Source organism: bacterium, assembly GCA_037143175.1.
In the GTDB taxonomy this organism is placed as follows: Bacteria; Verrucomicrobiota; Kiritimatiellia; order CAIKKV01; family CAITUY01; genus JAABPW01.
The window spans coordinates 127,735-149,422 of sequence record JBAWZF010000002.1 but is presented as its reverse complement, the minus strand read 5'-3'; the positions used below and the strand labels follow the sequence as shown (position 1 = coordinate 149,422).

The 21,688-nt window shown below is 53.3% G+C and carries 18 protein-coding genes and 1 riboswitch; of the genes, 7 read left to right on the top strand and 11 right to left on the bottom strand.

Features of this window, described 5'->3' with window-relative positions; all coding sequences use genetic code 11:
- The first annotated feature begins 36 nt into the window (after positions 1 to 36).
- A complete protein-coding gene (locus WCI03_01670) occupies positions 37 to 894 on the top strand; it encodes an AraC family transcriptional regulator (GenBank protein MEI8138556.1) in 858 nt (285 codons plus the stop codon).
- Positions 895 to 902: 8 nt separating this feature from the next.
- Here the strand turns inward: WCI03_01670 and WCI03_01665 are convergent, their stop codons facing one another.
- Together WCI03_01665 and WCI03_01660 are read right to left on the bottom strand one after the other, a co-directional pair.
- Positions 903 to 3,929 (bottom strand): hypothetical protein, encoded by a 3,027-nt coding sequence (locus WCI03_01665; protein MEI8138555.1) that lies wholly within the window; start codon positions 3,927 to 3,929, stop codon positions 903 to 905.
- Positions 3,926 to 4,420: a hypothetical protein gene (locus tag WCI03_01660; GenBank protein MEI8138554.1), complete on the bottom strand. Its 495-nt coding sequence runs from the start codon at positions 4,418 to 4,420 to the stop codon at positions 3,926 to 3,928. Before WCI03_01660 ends, WCI03_01665 begins: the two co-directional genes overlap by 4 nt.
- Positions 4,421 to 4,492: 72 nt before the next feature.
- Between WCI03_01660 and WCI03_01655 the strand changes: the two genes are divergently transcribed.
- From WCI03_01655 to WCI03_01630, 6 genes are all read left to right on the top strand, one after another.
- Positions 4,493 to 5,899, top strand: a complete 1,407-nt coding sequence (locus WCI03_01655; protein ID MEI8138553.1) for an NAD(P)/FAD-dependent oxidoreductase — start codon at positions 4,493 to 4,495, stop codon at positions 5,897 to 5,899.
- 55 nt (positions 5,900 to 5,954) lie between these two features.
- On the top strand, positions 5,955 to 6,680 hold the full coding sequence (locus WCI03_01650) for a polyprenol monophosphomannose synthase (GenBank protein ID MEI8138552.1): 726 nt from the start codon (positions 5,955 to 5,957) through the stop codon (positions 6,678 to 6,680).
- Positions 6,681 to 6,705: 25 nt separating this feature from the next.
- Entirely contained in the window at positions 6,706 to 8,691 is a 1,986-nt protein-coding gene (locus tag WCI03_01645; GenBank protein ID MEI8138551.1) for a hypothetical protein, read from the top strand.
- Positions 8,692 to 8,812: 121 nt separating this feature from the next.
- A complete protein-coding gene (locus tag WCI03_01640) occupies positions 8,813 to 9,832 on the top strand; it encodes a hypothetical protein (GenBank protein MEI8138550.1) in 1,020 nt (339 codons plus the stop codon).
- A gap of 34 nt (positions 9,833 to 9,866) precedes the next feature.
- Positions 9,867 to 11,522 carry a hypothetical protein gene (locus WCI03_01635; GenBank protein MEI8138549.1) on the top strand — a complete coding sequence of 552 codons (1,656 nt, stop codon included), beginning with the start codon at positions 9,867 to 9,869 and terminating at the stop codon, positions 11,520 to 11,522.
- A 57-nt stretch (positions 11,523 to 11,579) separates the two neighbouring features.
- The gene (locus WCI03_01630; protein ID MEI8138548.1) at positions 11,580 to 12,854 is read left to right on the top strand and encodes an L-rhamnose isomerase; all 1,275 of its coding nucleotides are present in this window, start codon (positions 11,580 to 11,582) and stop codon (positions 12,852 to 12,854) included.
- A gap of 116 nt (positions 12,855 to 12,970) precedes the next feature.
- On the opposite strand, the gene WCI03_01625 is transcribed toward WCI03_01630, so the two are convergent.
- From WCI03_01625 to pgi, 9 genes are all read right to left on the bottom strand, one after another.
- Positions 12,971 to 13,441 carry a 4Fe-4S ferredoxin gene (locus WCI03_01625; protein MEI8138547.1) on the bottom strand — a complete coding sequence of 157 codons (471 nt, stop codon included), beginning with the start codon at positions 13,439 to 13,441 and terminating at the stop codon, positions 12,971 to 12,973.
- A 21-nt stretch (positions 13,442 to 13,462) separates the two neighbouring features.
- A complete protein-coding gene (locus WCI03_01620; protein ID MEI8138546.1) occupies positions 13,463 to 14,269 on the bottom strand; it encodes a hemerythrin domain-containing protein in 807 nt (268 codons plus the stop codon).
- 210 nt (positions 14,270 to 14,479) lie between these two features.
- On the bottom strand, positions 14,480 to 15,604 hold the full coding sequence (gene trpD / locus WCI03_01615) for an anthranilate phosphoribosyltransferase (GenBank protein MEI8138545.1): 1,125 nt from the start codon (positions 15,602 to 15,604) through the stop codon (positions 14,480 to 14,482).
- A 29-nt stretch (positions 15,605 to 15,633) separates the two neighbouring features.
- Complete coding sequence (locus WCI03_01610; GenBank protein ID MEI8138544.1) at positions 15,634 to 16,602, bottom strand: alcohol dehydrogenase catalytic domain-containing protein; 969 nt, start codon at positions 16,600 to 16,602, stop codon at positions 15,634 to 15,636.
- Positions 16,603 to 16,730: 128 nt separating this feature from the next.
- A riboswitch (cobalamin riboswitch) is annotated at positions 16,731 to 16,890 on the bottom strand.
- A 187-nt stretch (positions 16,891 to 17,077) separates the two neighbouring features.
- Positions 17,078 to 17,446 carry a phage protein GemA/Gp16 family protein gene (locus tag WCI03_01605; protein MEI8138543.1) on the bottom strand — a complete coding sequence of 123 codons (369 nt, stop codon included), beginning with the start codon at positions 17,444 to 17,446 and terminating at the stop codon, positions 17,078 to 17,080.
- Positions 17,447 to 17,468: 22 nt separating this feature from the next.
- Positions 17,469 to 18,278 carry a nucleotidyl transferase AbiEii/AbiGii toxin family protein gene (locus WCI03_01600; protein MEI8138542.1) on the bottom strand — a complete coding sequence of 270 codons (810 nt, stop codon included), beginning with the start codon at positions 18,276 to 18,278 and terminating at the stop codon, positions 17,469 to 17,471.
- 46 nt (positions 18,279 to 18,324) lie between these two features.
- Positions 18,325 to 18,867: a hypothetical protein gene (locus tag WCI03_01595; protein ID MEI8138541.1), complete on the bottom strand. Its 543-nt coding sequence runs from the start codon at positions 18,865 to 18,867 to the stop codon at positions 18,325 to 18,327.
- 153 nt (positions 18,868 to 19,020) lie between these two features.
- Positions 19,021 to 19,881: a dTDP-4-dehydrorhamnose reductase gene (gene rfbD / locus WCI03_01590; protein ID MEI8138540.1), complete on the bottom strand. Its 861-nt coding sequence runs from the start codon at positions 19,879 to 19,881 to the stop codon at positions 19,021 to 19,023.
- Entirely contained in the window at positions 19,878 to 21,509 is a 1,632-nt protein-coding gene (pgi, locus tag WCI03_01585) for a glucose-6-phosphate isomerase (GenBank protein MEI8138539.1), read from the bottom strand. Before pgi ends, rfbD begins: the two co-directional genes overlap by 4 nt.
- Positions 21,510 to 21,688 lie beyond the last annotated feature (179 nt).

The window sequence follows — 21,688 nt, the reverse complement described above, 5'->3', positions numbered from 1 at the left end:
GTAAAATGTCATAATTATAATGCTAAATTTTTGGCGATGAAAGCTGAGCCCACATATTTTAGTGATCAGGTATCCTCCGCGCAGCGGTTTTATCTGCGACTGAATCCCTCTGACCCGGCGCCGTTGACGGTTATTAGCGGTGGGGTTGAGCAATGCCGGCCGGAATACACAATTCATCGCGCAGGCTTTCCACATCCGATTATTGAGTTCGTTGCGCGGGGGGCGGGACAACTCAAGATGCGTGATCGAACCTATCCGCTTACAACAGGGACGGTATTCATCTATAGTCGTGGCATAGAGCACCACATCACCTGCGATCCTGAGCAGCCCCTAAAAAAATATTTCGTTGTTCTGAGTGGTAAGGCAGGGCGCGATCTCATGCATGAATGTCAGCTGACCCCAGGGATGGTGGTGCGAGTGGGGCACCCTGAGCAGGTTCAGCAGATTTTTGAGGATTTGATCCGGCATGGTCGGGACGATCATCCCGACCGTCCGCGCATGTGCGCCGTAGTGGCGCAATATCTGATCATCAAGATCGGGGATCTTGCCACACCTTGTGGCGCGGCTTCCACCTCGCGCGCTTTCGCCACCTATCAGCGGTGTCGGCAGTATATCGGGGATCATTACCTCTCCATCAGGAACTTAAATGAAGTCGCGGAGGCCTGCCATGTTGACCCCGCATACTTATGTCGCCTGTTCCAGCGTTTCGGCCGTGAACGCCCCAGTCGCTACCTGCTGCACCTGCGACTAAATCGGGCGGCGGAATTGATTCAGAATTCAGGACTGATGATCAAGGAAGTGTCAGATAAACTGGGTTTCAGCGATCCCTATAATTTTTCCAGAGCCTTTCGCCGTGCCTTTGGGGTGCCGCCGGGCCATCTCCGTGCCCCTTAACGATTTGCTCAAGGTAGAATGGTCAGGCGGGCGGGAAGATCTATGGCATTCTTTTTATTCGGTAACAGGGAGGTTGCCGTTACCCTGTTCCCGGTTTGCCGGTCAAGCAGTCCGATCCATATTTGATAGTCACCGGGGGTGGCGCTTTGGGGAATGGTCACATTCCGGGATTCGACAAGGATTTCTGGGAAAGGCTGATAGCGGATGGTTTCAAGCGGAGCTTCCGCTAACAACACATGGTCATCCTGAAACAGACTGCCTTTCTTTTTGAAATGGACGAATACAGCCCATGTTTCCGGAGTCACATTGGACTGGCATTTCCAATAGTAACGGATCGGGAGGGTCTGTCCCCGCTGCGCCAAGTCACCCACGGTTACGCCCAACAGTTCAACGCCATTGCGAAACGTCGCAGCCGCAGGCATGGCTGGTTGCGTCGTGACTTTCAATACAGCATCATTCGTGTTGGCTTCCGAAACGAGGCCTTCGGCTGTTAATGCTGATACCAATGCCTGCCGGGCTGGGTAATGCGGTGGATAGGTTTGTACTGCCTGCCGGAGCGCGCTGAGGCGAGCTTGGTGGTTGGTGCTGGTCGTCCCCCTGATGGCTGACTCATAAAGAAGCTGGGATTTTTCTTTGGAGTAATTGGCACTGAAACATCCGTGCTCCGTCCAAAATACACGCGAATACATCGATCCGGCATGTGATTGTTGGTCTGCCTCGACCGCCAGGAGCGTGATTGAGCCCAACTGGATTTCCCGCCATGTCAACTCTGCCGCCCTAAGCACCTCACGGCTTCTTGGCACATCCCGCGAATCCATGAATAAGCCGGTATTTACGGGGAAACCCAAAGGGAAGGGATCTCGCGAATCGGCTCCGGCCATCTCATGGATGGAGCGGGTGAATAATGAAGGGAGCAGCGTCGACAGGGTATTGGACGTTGCTGCCGAAATGCGTTCTGTCAGCCAGCGTGGCGCATAGAAGCGTTTCAGCCCTTCCTTCTGAAGTGCTGTTACGCCCCGGGTCACTAGTGTGGCTGGAGTGTTGGTACTAGCCCAGCCTTCACCAACGGTTCCTCGTGCCATGCTGTCGGATTCCATAAAGAGTGTCTCGCCGAGTTTAATGAAATCCTCTCCTTCCATTGGCCCGAACAGCGTCAGTCGAATCTCGCTGATCCCGCCTTCTGGTGAGTCAAACCGGAATTCCTGGAAATACTGGACGCCATCGATCATGACATAGGGGCCGGACCAGAAATAGGAGGTGACTCCCAGGGGGGGCATCAAGGACTGCCAGGGTGAATCTTTGTCCTGCCGCCCCTCGATGGAGACACGCCAGGGATAGGAGTTATTCAAACTGAACAGGCGGACCCCGCATAGTCGAGTGGGACGTCCAAAAGCAAATGTGAGACTTCCGGTGGATCCAGACTTGAGCAAGGTGGACCAAGAGGAATCCATAACGGAGTCTATCAGAACTTTCCCGCAATCCTTTCCCTGATGATCCCGAACGGTGGAAATAGTGTCGGGTTCAACATAGTGCCATTTATTGGAAGGAGGGATGAGGCCATAATCCACCAGCATATTACCCACGACCGTTTGGCGATCTGCGCTTTTTGTGGCCAGCAGGAAGGCGCCCAGATTTCCGTAGCCGTTCAAGTAGGCGCGCCGTTCAGCCAATTCCACCCGCCGGGCATACGGGGCATAGCGCTCCAGGGGATAGGTTGCGACGCAGAGTTGTTCACGCGAGGCAAAGTTCAGCCAGTGCGTGGTGTAATGATCACCGACAAAATTTCCGTCGCAAAAAGGGGCTACCTCTTTTTGGAGCTGGGCCGCCATCTCCCAGCGCGCGCGATCAGCTGGTACGCCATCAAACATTTTAGGGAGTAACAGGATGTTGGGAGGGATGAGCAGGATAAAAGCCGCCCAGCCCCAGGGAAGCCGGAAACGCTCGAGAAGCCAGTTGCAGGCCACCGCCAGCATCACTGCCACGGCGGGAAAGAGAGGGAGAAGATAGCGGGTGGTATTCACACGCGAGAAGCCGGAGGTGCTGTAGACGGCTATCATAAAAACCGCCAGAAGTAAGGCGCCCAGGCGGAAGAAAAAGCGGTCGTCCTGAGCTGCCCGGATTCTCTCCCGGATTAACAAAGCTATAAAACAGGTCATCAGACCCAGGAGAACAATGAGTCGGGGGGCGCCGCGCCAGGAGGCGAGTGGATCCATTTCAAGAAGTCTCAGGAACATATGCCCGAAACTGACAATGCCCTGCGAGAAGGGTACTTTGGCCATTCCGCCGCCGAAATCGAGGGACCCCCATTGGTTCGCAATGTTCCAGAGCCACCACGGGAGGCTTCCGAGCAAAGTCCCGATGAGGGCGGGAATCAAGCCGACTTTAACCATTCGCCAGCGGAACCCGGTTAAGAGGATTACCCCTGCCGCCATAAGGAACACAACCACCAGTTGCGTTACCCACCAGGCGACCCCTGCCGCAAGGCCCATCCAGAAGTAGGTGCGCCATGAGACAGGCACCCCCCGGCTTTCACGGGAGGCAATCCGGCAGGCCAACCAAAGCGCCAGAAGCCCACCCACCATGACGTTCATGTACCCCCCGCGCGGGGCAACGGAATTATGCAGAAGCGTATCCGAGCCGACCAAACAGTAGAGCATGGCCATCAGTCCTGCACGCCGGCTTCCGGCCTCCCTTCCGAAGAGATACAACAACGGGAGAAGTAGTGTCCCGATCAGGGCGGGACTAAGATTGACTATAAAGGCGGAGACCTCAATGTTTAGGAGTTTGGCCAACAAGGCTGCCAGCCCTGGCTCGAGACTGCCCATATAGGCCACCCCGTAGGCGAAAACCGGGTAATCGGTACCTTCGGCCATATGCTTGGCCATCAGTCCAATGACGCTGAAGTCTCCATTACAGGCGGGATACCGCATGGCCCAGGCCATGCAAAGCCTTATCACTAACCCAATCACTGTGATCAACGTCACGCCTAATGGCCAGCGCCAGTTCCAGAGTTTTGCCCGTAACCCTGGATTCATGGTGTCATGTCCGCCAACAACAACTCACCCTTTGAAAGGGTTTTCTTGCGGCGTTGTTGCACCAGCAATTTCTGTAACTGGTCAAGTAGGAGATGTTCTTCTTCATCCTTCTCCTCGAGTCCCTCAACAAGATCCCTCATTTCAACCTCCAGTCGCTCAATCGGCATGCCGGGTGGTAATACCAATAAATAGCGTGCTGGTGCGATTTCAACCAAGCGGAGCCACTCAATCCTGCTTAGAGATCGGTTTGAATTCACCACAATGAGTGCCTTCCCGTTAAGGACTTCAATCAATTCGACAGGAGTTTTATTTGTATTTTGCGCTCCGATGGCCTCTTCGACGCATTTTACAAGTGCCCGCGCCCGATCGGGGCTTACCCGCTCCAGTGACTGCAGGATTCGTTCAGGCAAAGTTACTGTAATGGGACGACAAACTTCTTTGAACTTAGGTGGTCGTCCGCCGATGGCTTTGTCTATTTGTGTTGAAGTCATGGTGCTTCCTGCTTAATAATTAAACGTTTTTAAGGTTTTAACGTAAAAACCTACATAGGGAAAGAAAAAAGTATGAAGGAAGAAATTATCAAAACCGCGATTGTGCTTGGTGCCGGCCCTGCGGGGCTGGCGGCGGCGTTTGAACTGGCGCAGAATAACCATCGGGTTATTGTATTTGAACGGGACGATATTGTTGGTGGCATTTCCCGAACGACCGAACATCATGGCTACCGATTTGATATGGGTGGGCACCGTTTTTTTACCAAGAACCGTGAGGTGGAAGCCTGGTGGCATGCCGCGCTGAAATCGGATTTTCAACGAACCCCCAGATTGTCGCGAATCTACTATAACCGCCGGTTTTTCAAGTATCCGATAGCCATTAAGGATGCTCTTAAAAATGCCGGGATTGGCCCTTCTGCACTCTGGTTTCTCAGCTTCCTGCGGTACAAAATCAAGCCAATCCGTCCTGAAAAAAGCTTTGCCGACTGGGTGACCAACCGGTTTGGCAAGCGGTTATTTGAAACCTTTTTCAAGTCCTATACCGAAAAAGTCTGGGGCATTCCCACTACCGAGTTGTCGGCCGAATGGGCGGTACAGCGCATTAAGGGACTGTCCCTGTGGGAGGCGATCCGAAACGCCCTGATTCAAACCAAGGCCAAGGAGACCTCGCTGATTGAGGAGTTCGATTATCCAAAATACGGGCCGGGAATGATGTATGAGGCTGTTGCTGAGCAAATAAGGGCGGCAGGCGGAACCATTCTGACCGGACATCAAGTTACGGGACTTCGGCATCAAGACGGAAAAGTGACCGGTGTGAAGGTGACGAAGGAAGGCCTTCACACTGAGCACATAGCAGATGTGATCGTATCTACCATTCCTCTGCCGGATGCGTTGACCCTTCTTTTCCCTGACAAGCCTGAGGTGGCAACCACAGCCCGGAACATGCGGTTCCGCGATTTCATCTCTGTTAACCTCATCCTCGACCAGGCTGACGTTTTTCCGGATACTTGGATATATGTCCATGATCCCACCGTCAAACTGGGAAGGGTTCAGAATTTCAAGAATTGGAGCCGATGGATGACCCCCACGCAGGCTCATACGCCGATTGGTTGTGAGTATTTCTGTACGGAAGGTGATGCACTTTGGGAAACACCTGATGAGGAACTTCTTGAGCTCGCAGCTCTGGAACTCAAAGCCATCGGGCTCGGTGGTAACGCGGCGATCAAGGATGGGTGTGTGTGCCGTGTCCGTAATGCCTACCCGATGTACACCGGGCCCTATCAAGAGGCGATCAGTCATGCACGGTCCTTGCTATCGGGGCTCTCCAATCTGCAGGTGGCTGGGCGTGGCGGGATGTTCCGTTACAACAACATGGATCACTCCATTCTTTCCGGCTGGCTTGCGGCACGGAAACTCATGGGGCAGGATTGCAGCCCTTGGGATGCCAACACGGAGTCCGAGTATCACGAGGAACGATAATTCATATCAGAGGTGCAAAAGTTTAATTCCTTGATATGATGAGAATTCCAAATTTATGAATAAAACATTAGTTTTTACGGCCACTTACAATGAAAGTGACAATATTGCCTCGTTATGCACGCAAATCCTGAGCTCGAATCCTGATTGCGATATGCTGGTCGTTGATGACAATTCGCCCGATGGAACCGGTCGGATTTTGGACGAACTCGCTTTGAATCAACCTCGCCTCAAGGTCAGTCATAGACCCGGCAAATTGGGCCTGGGGAGTGCGCATGAGTGGGCTATGGAGTATGCCAAAAACCTGCATTACGAAGCATTGGTTACCATGGATGCCGACTTTTCACATGATCCGAAAGATATTCCCCGGCTTTTGAAAGCCCTTGGCGATAGCGATTTTGTGACCGGATCGCGATACATGGCGGGGGGCTCATGTAATTATGATGGATATCGGCGTTATGTGAGCAAGTTGGCAAATTGGGGTGCCAGGCGGCTGTTGGGTATACCCTTGCACGAAATGACAACGTCGTACCGGGTGTTTCGGGTAGATTTCCTGCGCCGAGTAGACTTGGGTGCGATCAAATCCAACGGGTATAGTTTTTTCATGGAAATTGTGTTTCGGCTATCCCGCGTGGGGGCACGGATGAAAGAAGTGCCTATCTGCTTTGAGGACCGTCGTGCTGGTGCATCAAAAATTCCGCCGTTTGAGATATTCAATGGACTTAGTCACCTACTTTACCTAGCTTGTCTCCGGTTACGCTGGCGAAAAACGCAAAGCGAATAAGATACTCGGGACAGGATGGTGAGGGGTGCAGAAATATCGATATGGATGGGGGATTTCGATAGCTGTGGTGCTGGGGCTGGCGCTTATGGTACGGCTTGTTTTGTTTTGGTCAGGTTGTTCCAATATGCCGGCGATTGATGACGAGTGTATCATCGCTCTACAAGCTAATCAGATTGTCCGCGGTGAATTTCCGCTTCTGATGATGGCTCAGCCTTATATGTTTCCCCTTGAAGCCTATTTTATGGCTCCATTCAGCAAGTTCCTGCCCCAAACCGCCTTTGGGGCTCGTGTGCTGGCCTTTGGCATGGGGTCGATCGCGTTGCTTATGGCGTGGTTAATCCTTCGCAGGTGGGGCCGATTTTCTGATGTTTGGCCAGGAGTGCTTTTGTTGCTTTTCGGGTCTCCTTTGCTTCTGGTCTTGCAGTTCGGCATGGCTTTGCCTGGCTACCCTTCTCTCATTTTCTTTTCAATATTTTTGGTTTGGCTTTCTCAAGTGAGCAGTGAGTCCAAAATCGCTCCAAAAGGTAAAGCGGTTTTAATCGGTGTTATTGGTGGATTGGTTTGCAGTGTAACGATGCTGGCCATCCCGATTCTGGTTATGGTCGGTGCTATGATAGGCCTGAACCGTAACTGGCGTTCGGCAAGATGGACTCTGCCGCTTTTCTTGATCGGTGTGATGGCGGGATTGATGCCGCACTGGATGGCCAATTATTACTACGGAGCGGGTGGTAATGTATTTCGAATGGAGTCCTGGAGTGTGGCGCTTGACGGGCTCGTGTCGCCAACCCTAAAGACCACGTTGCCAGCGGCTTTGGGGTTTGGGTCTCCCGTGGTTCCGGGGAGCCTTGAGCGGATTGATTTTTTCCCATCCATGAGTTTGGGCTATGGCCTGCTGTGGCTTCTATTTCTCATGGCAGTAACTTTGAAGGCATTGGGCGTAGGTTGGAAGCGATGGCGTCATGAGTGTTGGCCTTCACTGGATGCCGGACTTGTGTTCACGGGGGCATCATGGATCTGTCTGGTGATGTTTCTCTTCAGTGCCAGATCGGCATCACATACCTATCGCTACCTGACACTCATCGCGTTGTCCTTACCATTTCTGGTGGGATACTTTTACTGCCATTCGGGGCGGATTGGCCGGCGGATTGTGGCCGGACTCACAATGCTCATGCTGACGATCAATGTTTATAATGGGTGGAGTGTGCTGAAGCACTGGAGCGATCCGGCGTTTGGGGTTCAACTAAAATCGCATGATTTAAAGCCGGTGATCAAGTATCTGGATGAGCGGGGGATCCGGCGTGCTTATTCAGTTTATGCAGATGCCTATCGCCTGACCTATGCCACAGATGAGCGGATTATCTGCGCCCAGTTATATAATGAAAGATTCCCCTCCTGGCCGTTGCCCTACAAGGTCGCACTGGTTGACCCATCCACGAATGTGGCCTATGTGCTTTCCATGGACAATCGGTTTACCTCCGCAATCTTCGAGCGTGACTTGGCGTCGGCGAAGGTAACCTGTCGTGTCCGGGACTGTGGTGCCTATAAGGTCTATACCGATTTCGCGTCATCCCTGGGGAATGTGACGTCTGCCATGTTTTCTAAAGGAGATGCCAGTCATAGCCCTGAAAATGTGACGGGACGGCTCAATACACCCGATTTATTTTGGCGCTCTGAAGGATTCCATCAAGAACCAGGTATGTGGGTGTCAGTAGAATGGCCTGAGCCGCAGAAAGTCAGCCACATTCTGCTGAACCATGGTGTATTTATTCAGGATTGTCCTGATACTGTTCATGTTTACTTTCGCTCAGAAGGGAAATGGGTTCGGCTGCCGGATCCCATGTCATGTCTTTCCATTCCCTTCATGTTTAAAAATGGACATCCTGTTTATGGGGGGGAAATGACCCGTGTGGATCTGCCTGCCCCTGTCATAACATCTGGGCTCAAGCTCGAGATTGTGAATCCGCGGGTGCGTCGTGCCTGGACAATTTATGAAATTGCTACGGCTCCTTAAATGCAGAGGAATTACATCGCGCATGGTTTGATAGGCGACGTAATCAGTCTTGTTTTTAACTGGAGCTATGGTATAAGTTCGGCTCTTATTAGTGAGTAATACAAGGAATAGGAGCTAAGTTATGGGCGTGTTAAAGTGTGTCAGCCTGGTGATTGTGATCGGCCTATTGTCTTTTGTGAGTGGAGTGCAGGCGCAGGAGCTTGCTCAGAACATACAGGCGCCTGCTACGGCACCCGTTGTGGAGCCTGCGCCAGTAACGCCGGTTGCCGTTCCTGTGGTTACCGAGACTGTTCCCGCTTATGTGACGACTAATATTCCCTTGCATCAGACTGCTGCTGCAGTGGTTCATATTGCCACCAATATGCCTGCGCATGGCGCTACGAATGGAACTGCGCATGTTGCCACAAATGCGGCGGTTGTGCCCGTGACACATGTTGTGGAAGCGCACACCAATGTCGTTATTGCACCCGCCACCGAGGAAATGGTGATTACGGAAGGCGACCAGTTTTTTGTTGATACGTGGAAACATCCCTCCTTTCAAGTGGGTACAAGGAGCTTGCAGGTCAAGTTGTCGGACACGACTCGCGGCACACCCATGAACGGTTCATTTTTCGGGACCATTACCGAAATCTCCGAGGTTCAGGACAATTCGCCGGATAAAGTTTTCATTCAAGCCCGCCTTCCCCATACCCCGATCTGGCTTGGTGTAAGTTACGACCATGTTACAGCCCGGACGATGGATGATATCAATGGGGATGGGGTCCCGGATGCAGCTGGCGGCGATGGGGATGAAGAGATTAAGGGCTTTGTCCCATATGTGCAGGCCGCTTGGGATAATGAGACTCGTTTTACCCCCTATGCACAGGTCGGTTATGCTTTTTATCAGGCTGATTTTATTCCGAATTCCTGGGGTGATAATGGGCACAGATGGGTGGATGCCACAAGTAGTGTGCATGGGTTTGAGTTGGGCGGTGGTTTAGGCGTGCGACTTTATAAGAACCTGTCGGCCGATCTTTTTGCAAAGACCGTGAAGGTCGATGATATTACCGGCGAATGGCATGGCCACGGCGCGAGTGGCGGTCCCTTCGTCATGACCATGAGCTATGTAGCTTATGGGGCCGGGTTGAGCTGCCGGTTCTAAGCATTTTCTCCCAAACGATTATATCGGAAGCCATATGACGTTGCGCGATTCTTCATGGCGTTTGATTTCGGGGCGCCCCCACGGTTTTCTCATTGCCCTCATTTTACTTACCATGCTGGGTGCCGCATTACGACTCTACAAGCTGGGGAATTACCCGGGGGGATTCGGGCAGGATGAGGCGGTAGACCTGTATGATGCCTGGAGTCTGCTTACCACGGGGGCCGAACATCACGGTGACCGGTGGCCCTTAAACTCACGGCAGTTCGGGGACTCGCCCTCAACATTGCCATCGTATATCACCATGCCGTTTGTGGCGCTTCTGGGCACCACTGAGCTTGCCGCCCGACTTCCTTGCGCACTTTTGAACGTGGCTGCCATCCCCCTGTTCGGGCTCCTGTTATATCGTCTTTTCAGGAGTCGCGCTGCCGGCCTTTTCGGCGCCTTGATCTTTGCGGTATCCCCTTGGAATATTTATTTTTCTCGTTGGGCGGTAAGCCCGGGGTTCGTCACCGTTTTCCAAGTGGCGGGGCTCTTACTGATGATTCACCTGTTTACCTCTCAAGCGGGGCGTATTCGTGTCTATGGGACGGCGATTCTGACGGGTTTTGTTTTGTTTCTTTGGACGCACCAATACCTGTCCCAGTATTTCTTCGCGCCCTTTATGGTTGGGGTTGGCGTTCTGTTGTGGAATCGGAAAAACTGGCCGCGAATTCTGGTGATGGGCGGGGTGTATTCTTTTTTTATGCTTCTTGCCGTTTTGACACGAGTCCACAATCCCGCCACCATAGGTCGACTGCATCGCGAATGTGTGTTCTTTGGTGATCACATGTGGCAAAATTTCTGGCACAATTACTGCCAATATCAGTCTTTATTATTTCTTTTTAAAGCCCCGGCGATGTTGCCACTTCACCAGATCCCGTTGGTGTCGCATATTCAGCACAGTCTTGCACCCTTCTATCTGCTCGGGCTTTTCGTTCTGCTTGCGGCCGTCTTTATCCCAAGGCGTCTGCTCATACTATTAGGACGGCCAAATAGCCCTGATGATGTCAGGCACTGGCGGCGTGTCTCGCTTTGGATACTGGCGGGCTTTCTGCTCGCGCCGATCGTGGGCGCCATATTTACTCAGGAACTATACACCTCCAGGATGACCCATTTGCTGGCGCATGCCCTCCTGATTACATCGCTGGGGTGCGCGGCTTTTTGGTATCTGCTTTGCCGCATCCCGCTTCGGGTTGCAGCGCCGATGTTCGCTATCCTGCTTGTCTGCTATCTTGGGCAGTCTACGGTCAAGACCGTCAAAGGACTGGTGCGGAATAACCTCTACTTCAAAGAATATCTGCAACAGGGCGTGCCCGACGTCATGCGCTATCTGGCTTGTCAGCCTAACGTCCGGTCAGCGCGGTTTCCTCGGCTGTTCCAGGGGTACATCTATCACCTGTGTTTTACGCCGGTACATCCCGCCAAACTCAATCATGTCGAAGTGTCGCCCCCTCAGCCGGGTGTCGAAGAACGTTGGCGATATGCTGAGGTCACCCGCGTCGGTAATTATTATTTCAATCAGGATCTGGATGGGGTCGAGATCGCTAAGACGGCCACTCTGCGCCATCAAGTACGTGATGATGACCAGATCTGGTTTGATCTATACGAGCGAGATGGTGACTGGTTTGTGTTGAGGCATGAGAGGCGATAATCGCTTGGCATTATTCGTCGGGTAAGATATTTTTCACCGCAACCTTCAAGGAGAATTATGAATTCTAAAGATTTGGAAAAGATGTATGGCATGGCGAAAGCCCGCTATGCGGAGTTGGGGATCAATACCGACAAGGCGATTCGCCAGGCCTTGACCATCCCTGTGTCCATGCATTGCTGGCAGGCTGATGATGTGGGCGGCTTTGAGGTGAAAGAAGGTGCCTTGAATGGCGGTGGCATCATGGCCACCGGGAATCACGCCGGACGCGCCCGGACACCGGCCGAGGCCCGTTCCGACTATGACAAGGTTCTGGAACTCGTGCCCGGCACGCTGCGTCTGAACATCCATGCTTGCTACGCCGAAACGGCGGGGAAGGCTGTGGACCGTGACGCGCTGGAGCCGAAGCATTTTGCCAACTGGATGGCCTGGGCGAAACAGCACAAACTGTGTCTTGATTTCAATCCCACATTCTTTGCCCATCCCAAAGCCAATGAGGGCTATACGCTGTCACACCGCGATCCGGCCATCCGGGCGTTCTGGGTCCAGCACGCCATCGCCTGCCGCAAGATTGCTGCCGCCATGGCCCGTTCCCAGGGCGAGCCCTGTCTGGTCAATCACTGGATTCCTGACGGCTCCAAGGACTTCCCCGCGGATCGTTGGACCCCGCGAGAGTTGTTAACGGAATCGCTGGATAAGGCGATTGCGAACGAGAAGTCCGTTAGCAAGTCGCTGTGTGTGGATTACGTGGAAAGCAAGTTGTTCGGGATCGGTAGCGAAGAGTATGTGGTCGGTTCCTCTGAGTACTACAATGGATATGCGCTGAGCCGTGGAGTTGGGCTTTGCATGGATATGGGGCATTACCATCCGACAGAGACGATTCACGACAAGGTTTCGAGTGCGCTCCAGTTCCATAAGCGGCTGCTCCTGCATGTCAGCCGCCCGATGCGGTGGGATAGTGATCATGTGGTGCTGTTCGGCGACGATCTGCAGTATCTCTTTCTTGAAATTGGTCGTGGCAATGCCTGGGACCGTGTGGCGATTGCAACGGATTATTTTGACGCCAGTATTAACCGCATTGCGGCCTATGTCATTGGCCTGCGTGCGACGCGCAAGGCGATTCTGTTCGCACTCCTTGATCCTGCGGCAATCCTCGCCAAGTTGGAGCGCAAGGGTGACAATGCCGGCCGGATGGGCTTGATGGAAGAGATGAAGACCCTGCCGTTTGGCGCCGTGTGGGATTGGCTTTGCCTCAGCAAGGATGTGCCGGTAGGCCAGACTTGGCTGGATGAGGTTGGCCAGTACGAGCGGGACGTATTGTCGAAGCGGGGGTAGAATTAAATTTCCCCAAGGTGGCGTTCGACGTCCCCGGCGAACGCATTGGCCTTTCAAAGGTCCCTATACTGGCCCTGCAGCCGCCGAGACGTCGGCTGCCACCTGTTCCTGTTATCTCAGGCCCAAGCTTCTTCAATGATGTCGCCTTGAATGCCGACAATGACGTACTTGATGGGAACCTTGCGTGTGGCTTGAGCGGCGCCTTGTTTGGCAAGGGCCAGAAGGCCACGGCAACAGGGAACCTGCATGATCATCACTGTCAAGGTGTTGATTTTGGCGTCATCGATCCAGGATTTTATTTTCTCCACATACTCTTCCTGTTCGGAATCCAGCTTGGGGCAGCCGATGGCAATGGATTTGCCTTTAAGATAGGCGCTGTGATAGTTGCCAAGCGCATACGCCACGCAGTCGGCTGTCAATACAACGTCTGCACCCTGATAATAAGGGGCCATGGGATTGATGAGATGCATCTGAATCGGCCATTGGGCCAGTTGTGATTTCACAGCCACTTCGTTGCCGGCGGGTGCCGCCGAATCATCTCGTTTGAAAGCCATCGTCTGACTTCCGGGACATCCACATTGACTCATACCATTCTCCTCTATTTGGGGTTAGCCCATTTCTAGTTTATCCACCATGCCAAGATAAAAACTGGCCTTGGCGCCAAATTGTTCATCCACCGTGCTGAATTTTGAAAACAACTGCCCTACCTGCGAATCCGTTAATTCGCGGTTCATCCAGGGATAGAGGATTTCATCTTCTTTCCGGATATGTTCTTTGAGAAGGACGCCATACGCGTTGAGATGATCCATGATGGCACTGGCATCGCCTTGTTCGAGTGCAGTGAGTGCGCTGCGGACATGCTGGCGACCAATCTCATGTTCCTTATACATAACCGCCAGAATATCGGATCCTGCGTCAAAGTATTTGAACAGGATATCCTCTTCCTTGGCGTGGTGATATTTATCTGCATACTGCCGGACGAAATCAATCACCCCGGAAACAGTTTGGCGGGTGTCTGCATCGAGTCCCTGCTGAATCCTGATAGCCAGGGCAGGAATTCGGGCCAGCACACGCTTGATGTTGGTGTGTTCATTCACCAACGCCTGAAGAGGCGGGGAAAGTTTATTAGCGCCGGCGGGTGGAAGCTTGCGCTCGGTTTTAGGTAGTGCCATGGTGCGGCCGGGAAAAATCACCGCTGCAATTCCCGCGAACAGGGAGTGTTCTTGAGCTTCGGTCAAGTTATGGATGCTGACAACATCCTTTATTAGACAAGTTCCGACGCTGCAGGTCACGCACCCGATTCCCGCCGCTTCCAGAACGGCTCCCACGGCCGGATAGGCGGTAATCACATCCTTGATATAGAAGCCGACCACATCGGTCATGTTCGCCGGATTAATCTTTATATTTGCAGTCATTGATTCACCATCTTTCCCGTACTTGATGGGACCATGATTGCAGAGAGGTGGGCAGAAGACCTTGATGGAGATCAAGGAAATGGAAAGTAATGGGAACGAGAGGAAACGGGATTAAGGAGGTTGAATCCCGAATCGAATTAGAACTCGTCGGCGTTGGTAAGTTCTTTTTACATGCTATCCGTGGTAACAAGAAATATGTGAGGGCATCCTTCAGGACGGCAGGCCGGCATCGTGGAGCGCTTGGCCAAGGGTGGATGCTCCGCCGCCGGATGAGGTCTGGGCTACCGTCCAATCGCGGAGCTTTTCCAGTGCGGCCCCTTTACCAAGCGTCTCCTGACTCATGCTCAGGCCTTGGGCCATGGAGTTGGCTCGTCCAGTGGCAAACAATACGGCGGCACTATTGAGGGCGGTGAAGTCCGCGCAGGCACCGGTGTCGCGCCCCGCCAGCACGTGCAGGAAGCGGCGACGTTCCGTGATGAGATTTCCCGTGGTGGCAATGTCGGTGAAGGAGGCCGCTTTCAGGCCAAGATCTTCTGGCTCAAGCTGGTAAATCGAGGGAACGTTTTGTCCGGTAAATTCCCTGATAAACGTCGTCCCCGTAATGGATAACTCATCCATACCGCCGGGGTGCTGCCGGTCCTGCCCGTGTACGACCAGGCCGCGGACATAGCCCATGGCGGGCATGACTTCTGCGAGAAGGGGGAGAAGGGCTTCCGAGTAGACCCCGCGGACGGCGTGGGTCGGTCGGGCGGGGTTTGCCAGTGAAGCGGCGATATTGAGGGTGGAACCGAAGCGAATCTGGCTGAGGATACGCCCCAAGGCTGACGGATGAACCTTCCCGCTCATGCCGTTGTAGAGGCCTATGCCAGCACGGCGTATACTGCCGGTGACTGTTTCGATATCGCATTCCACGTCCACGCCGACAGACTCGAGGATATCCACTGTCCCACAGAAGGAGGTCAGGGCACGTGCCCCGTGGCGGGCCATCGCCACCCCACAAGCCGCCGCGACAATCGCAGCGGCGCTGCTCACGTTAAAGGTCTTAAGCTTGTCCATACCAGTTCCCGAGTTCTCGCACAGGATGTCGGGCAATGGGCCAGTTGCCAGAGTGGTGTCGAATTCAAGAATGGCCCGCCACGCTCCGACGATTTCTCCGGCGGTTTCCCGTTTGGCGACCAAAGCGGCGAGGAAGGCCCCCTGTTGGAGATCCGGTTGGCGATTTTCCAGGATCTCCTTGAAGAGACTGTAGGTTTCGGTTTCGCTCAAGTCCTGGCGGCAGATAAGTTTTTGAATCGCCTGTCCGAATGCCTTGAGATCAGTTTCGTTTGTGCTCATGGTGAGATATTTTTCCTGGTTATTTTGAGTTATGGGTAAATTAAAATTTTCATGCCGGTTCGACGCCGGACGAGATCGAGCCCTTCTGCGAGGCGGCTTAACGGGATGCGATGGCTGATAAGGTCGGCCACCTTCACCTTGCCGGAGCGGATCAGTTTCAAGGCGGCGACGCCATGGCGGTAGCTGCAGCCATAGGCGCCAACAAGGGTCTGCTCGCGATAGTGCAGGGTATTAAAATCCACTGACTGGCAAGATGAGGTGCGGGATAGGCCGGAGAAAATAACGAGGCGTCCGCGGGGTCCCAATCTGAGCCAGGCGTCATGATAGGCTTCGGGTGTGCCTACCGCCGGTATGGCGACATCAAGCGCCATGCCTGGGGGGAGGTCCTGCACGCCGCCAGCCAGGAGCCGTCGCCGGGGATCGGGCTCAATCACAATAGGAGTCGCCCCCATGGCTGCCCCGGCCCTGGCCAATAGCGTCCCTGCCGGGCCTGCGCCCCAGACACCGAGTTGTTCCCCGGCCGTGAGGTGAGCGAGTTCTAGGGCATTGAGACAGCAGGACAGGGGTTCGGCAAAGACGGCTGACTCGAAGTCCAGGTCGGAAGCCAACTCGATCAGGGAGGCGGCGGGAGTTGTGACGTATTCCGCGAATCCCCCGTCACGGTGAAAGCCCATGATTTGCATGTGCTCGCACAGATTTCCGGCTCCGGAACGGCAGGGTCCACAGGATCCGCAGCTGGTACCTGGATAGACATATACCCGCTTACCCAGCCAATCGAGGTCCGTACCGTCGCCTAGGGCATCGACCGTACCTGACACTTCCTCCGCCGGGATGCGGGGTAGTACCAAATCGCGGTGCCCAACTTCAATGAGCTTGAGGTCTGTCCGGCAGAGTCCGGCGAACGCCACTTTCACTCGCACTTCCCCGGGTGCGGGTGAAGGTGGTGGTAGGTTTTCGATTTCAAATGATCCGATCTGTCTGATTACGGCCGCTTTCATGCAGTTATCCTTCACACGTCCTCTATCGCGTTATGTCCAAAAATAAAAAAAGGTTCCGACGCCCCGGTATTAGCCGGCGCGTCGGAACCTTTTTCCATCAGATTCCTAAAAGTCTTGCGAGTGGACAGGTCTTCTGGCTTTCGGATCGGCATCGGGATCTTGCCTTCCCGGTCATGATTTCTGCGCCTGAACGCATGAACTCTGACCAGTGGCTGGTGGCTGCCCACCTCAAGAAACCCGACTCCCCGATTACAGCGACGGGATCGCTGCGGATTCTCACCGCATTCCGGGATGTCCACTACTCTTAATGCGGCCGGGAAGATAAAGGGGAATCAGGGGGCTGTCAATGGTCGTTTCCGCGTTGTCGTTTCCGAGTCTGTCCAGATGCAGACAACTCCTTGATGGCAACCAGCGAGAAAATGAAGATGCAATATATTCGTCCCGCAAGTGGAGCTTCGTGCCGGTTTGGCTCGGCTTAATCTCTATGCGAGAGCATATGCTCCATGGCGAGGATGGTTTTGCTGGCGGCCGCGCGAGAGAGGTCTGTCAGGTTTGTGCAGTGGTGATATTTATGCAGGAAATTGCTCAAGTGATCGTCGTGCCAGCCAAGCGCCTGTTGCAGGTGGCGAATGTAAAGCTTTTGTCGCAGGGTCAGGCCATTGGGATTGGTGGTGTAGTGTCGGCTACGGACCAGGAAGCGCATGAGTTTCCGGAACGAGTCATCGGTCAAGTTCTTGGATGAGTCTACGCCCGCTTCTCGTCGCAGGATTGCCCGGTATTCATCTTCGGAAAGGTTTAATTCCTCCTTCACGATGTGAATCAGGGCCAATTTTTTATGGTCCATGGCCGGCGTCTCCTTTCCCTCATTATTTTCCTGATGCGGCGATGGCTTGCATGCTTTCCCCTTGAACGAGTTCCACGAGAAAGGCCCAAAACGCTTCTTTCTCCAGCGTCTCGACAACTACCTGTGGAGGAAGAAAGCGTTGCATCTCATTAATAAAGGCTTTCCTCATCCTGGAATCGTTTTTTAAACTAACCATGCGCGCCTCAAGGTGTTTTGTGAATTCAGGGATGTTGCGCCGATGATCCGAGATTTTGGCAGGGATCAAGTTGAGCGGGAGTGCAATGCCTTGCTGTTTTAACCAGACGATATCCCACAGATCCCGATTCTTGATCCGGTTCGGGCGGAAAGCCAAGGCGAGCATTTTATCGGCAAGAATCTCTTCCCGGCTTTGCACTTGGATGATTAATCCTGAGGTTCCCATGTCAACGCCATAGAGATTTCTTAACATCATCGGCCTTCTATCGTGGCTGGGAATGGCACAAATATCAATGTGGATACGTTGTGGTGGTAAATCCCGCCTTTCAGGATGAGTGAGTAAAGTCATTTTCCAAGTATCTACCCCCGATGTTTCCTTAACCGGCTCATCGACTTGAACCTTCAGTGCATATTTCTTTTCCAGTCCCTCTACAAGAGTGCCGGCCAGTACGCCTAGTGTGTCACGTGTAAAGTTTTTTCCGCCAGTGAAATCAAGGTCTTCACTTAAACGCGGAGAGCCATAGCATGCCCGCAAGCAGGTTCCCCCAATGAAGGTCATGCCGGCAAGCAAACCAGCTGTACTCATTTCCCTCAGGATATCGTGATGAAGAAGTTCTTTTTCGACAACCGCCCGCACAGGAGTGAGTTCGGGTTTTGCGGTCATTGCCTGCTGAACCAAATGGTCAAATAAGTTCACGAGCCACCTCCCAGTTGATGAGATCCTTATTACGGCGGGTAGCACGCATATCCCTGAGGGCCAAGGATGGAGCCGCTCGCCAGAGTCGGCAAGTCGGATCATAAATGAGGCGGTCCGCTACGTCATCCGGCTTTTGTGTTGTGTGGACGAACTCAATGCGCCCGAAATCGCCGCAGTGGATCACGTTACTGCGGCCTGACGACATCAGGGTGATCCAGTTCATAGGGATCTGGGAAATGACCCCGGCATCGCTGAGGGCGGTTTCGAGACTGATATAGTTGAATTCACCAGCCCGCAGGAGCGCTGCCACATGAAACAACATCAGTCCACGTGGGTAGTCAGCTCGGGCGTAAAGATAGATGCCCCTGCAAATCCTCTTTATAATCCTCGACTTTTCGGCTCTACTGAGAAGTACCGCCATATCTTTTTGTAGAGGGAGCGCTCCCTGAAGATCTGATGATGAAAATAGATAATGCTCACCGTCAGCCAACTCTGCCAGCACTTGCTCTAACTGTTTCATCGGTTGCATTTGCATAACACTGTACACAAACTTTCATTATTTGCAATCTTATGTAGAGAAAGTTTCTGGCATGATAGTAAGTAGCGGAAGAGTCCGAAGCGTTTTGCCCCGGATCGAATGGCAGGTTAAAACGGGACGCTTAATCGGTTAAGTAATGGCGTTTTATGAACGCAGACAGTCGTTCAAAGCCTGTTCCCAATTCGGCAGAGGAGACCCGAATGTCTGGGAAAATTTATTGCAGCTCATGACGGAGTAGGAAGGGCGGCGGGCGGGTGTGGGATAATCGGAAGTAGTGATGGGGACGACCGGAATGTCGGCTGGTGTAAAGGCGCGGGTAAAGCCGTGCCAGGAAGTCTGTCCGGCGCATACACAGTGGTAGAGACCGCTGACTCCGGTCAAGTCGAAGGATCCATCCTGCGCCCGGACGTTTGAGAGGGCAGTGGCCGTGGCATCGGCAATGGTGCGGCACCAGGTGGGACAGCCAATCTGGTCGCTTACCACGCGCAGGGGTTTGCCTTCATTGGCGAGACGGCGCATGGTCAGCAGGAAATTCTTGCCCCTCAAACCATAGATCCAGGCGAGTCGGAAAATAAGGTGGGGGACGCCAGAGGCTTGGATGGCGCGATCGCCTTCCAATTTGGTGGCCCCATAGACGCTGAGGGGATGGGGTAGATCGGTCTCGACGTAAGGGTGCTGCTTGGTGCCATCAAAGACAAAGTCGGTGGAGTAATGGATCAACCCTGCGCCCAGCCGCAGGGCTTCTTCTGCCAGAAGGGTCGGGGCCTCAGCATTGAGTTTCCGGCACAGAACCGGTTCCGATTCGGCTTTGTCGACAGCGGTATAGGCTGCCGCATTGACGATCAGATTGGGCTTTGCCTCGCGAACAATCCGGACGATGGAGTCGGGGTCTGAGAAATCAATGGCAGGGTAGCAGACGGCGGTCACGTGCCCCAGTGGGGCCAGAGCCCGTTGCAACTCAAAGCCCACCTGTCCATCATGGCCAATTAAAAGAATGTTTTTCATTTTCCAGCTTTGTACCGGCGGATCAATTCATTCGTTGACGAATCGTGGGTCAAGGTTGCCTCTGAGGCTTGCAGTTCGGGGAGGATCTTGTTGGCTAACACCTTGCCCAATTGGACGCCCCACTGATCGAACGAGAAGACATTCCAAATCACACCTTGAACAAAAATCTTGTGTTCATAAAGGGCAATCAGTGAGCCCAGAATGCGGGGGGTCAGTTTCTCTGCCAGAATGGTATTGGTTGGCCGGTTGCCATTAAAGACTTTAAACGGGACCAACTTGGCAGGAGTACCTTCTGCGATGACATCCGTTTCGGTCTTACCGAACGCCAATGCTTCAGTTTGGGCAAAGAAGTTGGCCATAAACTTATCATGGTGATCCCCAATAGGGTTCAGGCTCTTGCTGAAGCCGATGAAGTCGCAGGGAATCAGCTTGGTCCCCTGATGGATCAGCTGATAGAAGGCGTGCTGGCCATTGGTGCCCGGTTCGCCCCAGATGACGGGACCTGTCTGCCATTGCACCGACTTGCCCTGTTTGTCGCAGCCCTTGCCGTTACTTTCCATGTCCGCCTGCTGGAAATAAGCCGCAAACCGATGAAGATACTGGTCGTAAGGGAGGATCGCATGGGTTTCGGCCCCTAGGAAATTGTTGTACCAGAAGCCAAGCAAAGCCAGCATAACTGGGGCATTTTGCTCCAGGGGGGCTTCGATAAAATGGCGATCCATGGCGTGGTACCCCTCGAGAAACTCGATGAACTTTTCAGGGCCGATGGCCAGCATAACCGGCAATCCGATGGCAGAACAGAGGGAGTAGCGGCCGCCCACCCAGTCCCAGAAGCCAAACATATTGGCGGTATCGATGCCAAAGGTGCTGACCTCGTTGGCGGCGGTGGAGAGTGCCACGAAATGACGGGCTACCGCGGCGGGATCCTTAAGCGTGTTCAGGCACCAGGCCCGCGCCGTTTCGGCGTTGGTCATGGTCTCCTGTGTGGTGAAGGTCTTGGAGGCGACAATGAAAAGCGTCTCTTCCGGATTAAGATCGCGCGTACATTCCGCGAAATGGGTGGCATCCACATTGGAGATGAACCGGAAGGTGAGATTACGGTCAGAGTAGGCCTTCAGGGCTTCATAGGCCATGACGGGGCCCAGATCCGAGCCGCCGATGCCGATATTAACGATGGTGCGGATGGGTTTGCCTGTGAAGCCAAGCCATTCCCCGGCGCGCACTTTACGGGAAAAGGCGGTCATTTTTTCGAGAACTGCATTCACTTCAGGCATGACGTCTTTGCGGTCAACTAGAATCGGGGTGTTGGCCCGGTTACGCAGAGCGATGTGGAGAACAGAGCGGTTCTCGGTCTGATTGATTTTCTTACCGCTGAACATATCCTGGGCAGCCTCAGTTATCTGGCAAGCACGGGCGAGGTCGAGCAGGAGTTTCAGGGATTCATCGTTGATCCGGTTTTTGGAATAATCAAGGTAGAGCCCGCAGACCTCCATGGCGAAGCGTTTTCCGCGGGTAGGATCATCACGAAAAAGATCCCGCAAGTGGGTGCCTTTGATGATCTCGGCGTTTTTTTTCAAAGCTTTCCACTCGGGGCGTTTATTCAAACGTATTGTTCTGGCCATTGACATTACTCCATAAAATCAGTGTTCAAAATGAATAACGGAAACAAGATGTAAATGAAAGGTTATTGATGATTTCTGCTGGGGATGAAGCAAAATTCAGAGGCGATAATATCGTGATTTTTTTCACGAACTATATCTAAATTATCAGGAAGAATTAAAAATGTTAATTATTTAACGTTAATCGT

Excerpts from the sequence above, each read along its gene's own strand:
- WCI03_01670 (MEI8138556.1), top strand. The coding sequence starts at position 37 with ATGAAAGCTGAGCCCACATATTTTAGTGATCAGGTATCCTCCGCGCAG.
- WCI03_01665 (MEI8138555.1), bottom strand. The coding sequence starts at position 3,929 with ATGAATCCAGGGTTACGGGCAAAACTCTGGAACTGGCGCTGGCCATTA.
- WCI03_01660 (MEI8138554.1), bottom strand. The coding sequence starts at position 4,420 with ATGACTTCAACACAAATAGACAAAGCCATCGGCGGACGACCACCTAAG.
- WCI03_01655 (MEI8138553.1), top strand. The coding sequence starts at position 4,493 with ATGAAGGAAGAAATTATCAAAACCGCGATTGTGCTTGGTGCCGGCCCT.
- WCI03_01650 (MEI8138552.1), top strand. The coding sequence starts at position 5,955 with ATGAATAAAACATTAGTTTTTACGGCCACTTACAATGAAAGTGACAAT.
- WCI03_01640 (MEI8138550.1), top strand. The coding sequence starts at position 8,813 with ATGGGCGTGTTAAAGTGTGTCAGCCTGGTGATTGTGATCGGCCTATTG.
- WCI03_01635 (MEI8138549.1), top strand. The coding sequence starts at position 9,867 with ATGACGTTGCGCGATTCTTCATGGCGTTTGATTTCGGGGCGCCCCCAC.
- WCI03_01630 (MEI8138548.1), top strand. The coding sequence starts at position 11,580 with ATGAATTCTAAAGATTTGGAAAAGATGTATGGCATGGCGAAAGCCCGC.
- WCI03_01625 (MEI8138547.1), bottom strand. The coding sequence starts at position 13,441 with ATGAGTCAATGTGGATGTCCCGGAAGTCAGACGATGGCTTTCAAACGA.
- WCI03_01620 (MEI8138546.1), bottom strand. The coding sequence starts at position 14,269 with ATGACTGCAAATATAAAGATTAATCCGGCGAACATGACCGATGTGGTC.
- trpD (MEI8138545.1), bottom strand. The coding sequence starts at position 15,604 with ATGAGCACAAACGAAACTGATCTCAAGGCATTCGGACAGGCGATTCAA.
- WCI03_01610 (MEI8138544.1), bottom strand. The coding sequence starts at position 16,602 with ATGAAAGCGGCCGTAATCAGACAGATCGGATCATTTGAAATCGAAAAC.
- WCI03_01605 (MEI8138543.1), bottom strand. The coding sequence starts at position 17,446 with ATGGACCATAAAAAATTGGCCCTGATTCACATCGTGAAGGAGGAATTA.
- WCI03_01595 (MEI8138541.1), bottom strand. The coding sequence starts at position 18,867 with ATGCAACCGATGAAACAGTTAGAGCAAGTGCTGGCAGAGTTGGCTGAC.
- rfbD (MEI8138540.1), bottom strand. The coding sequence starts at position 19,881 with ATGAAAAACATTCTTTTAATTGGCCATGATGGACAGGTGGGCTTTGAG.
- pgi (MEI8138539.1), bottom strand. The coding sequence starts at position 21,509 with ATGTCAATGGCCAGAACAATACGTTTGAATAAACGCCCCGAGTGGAAA.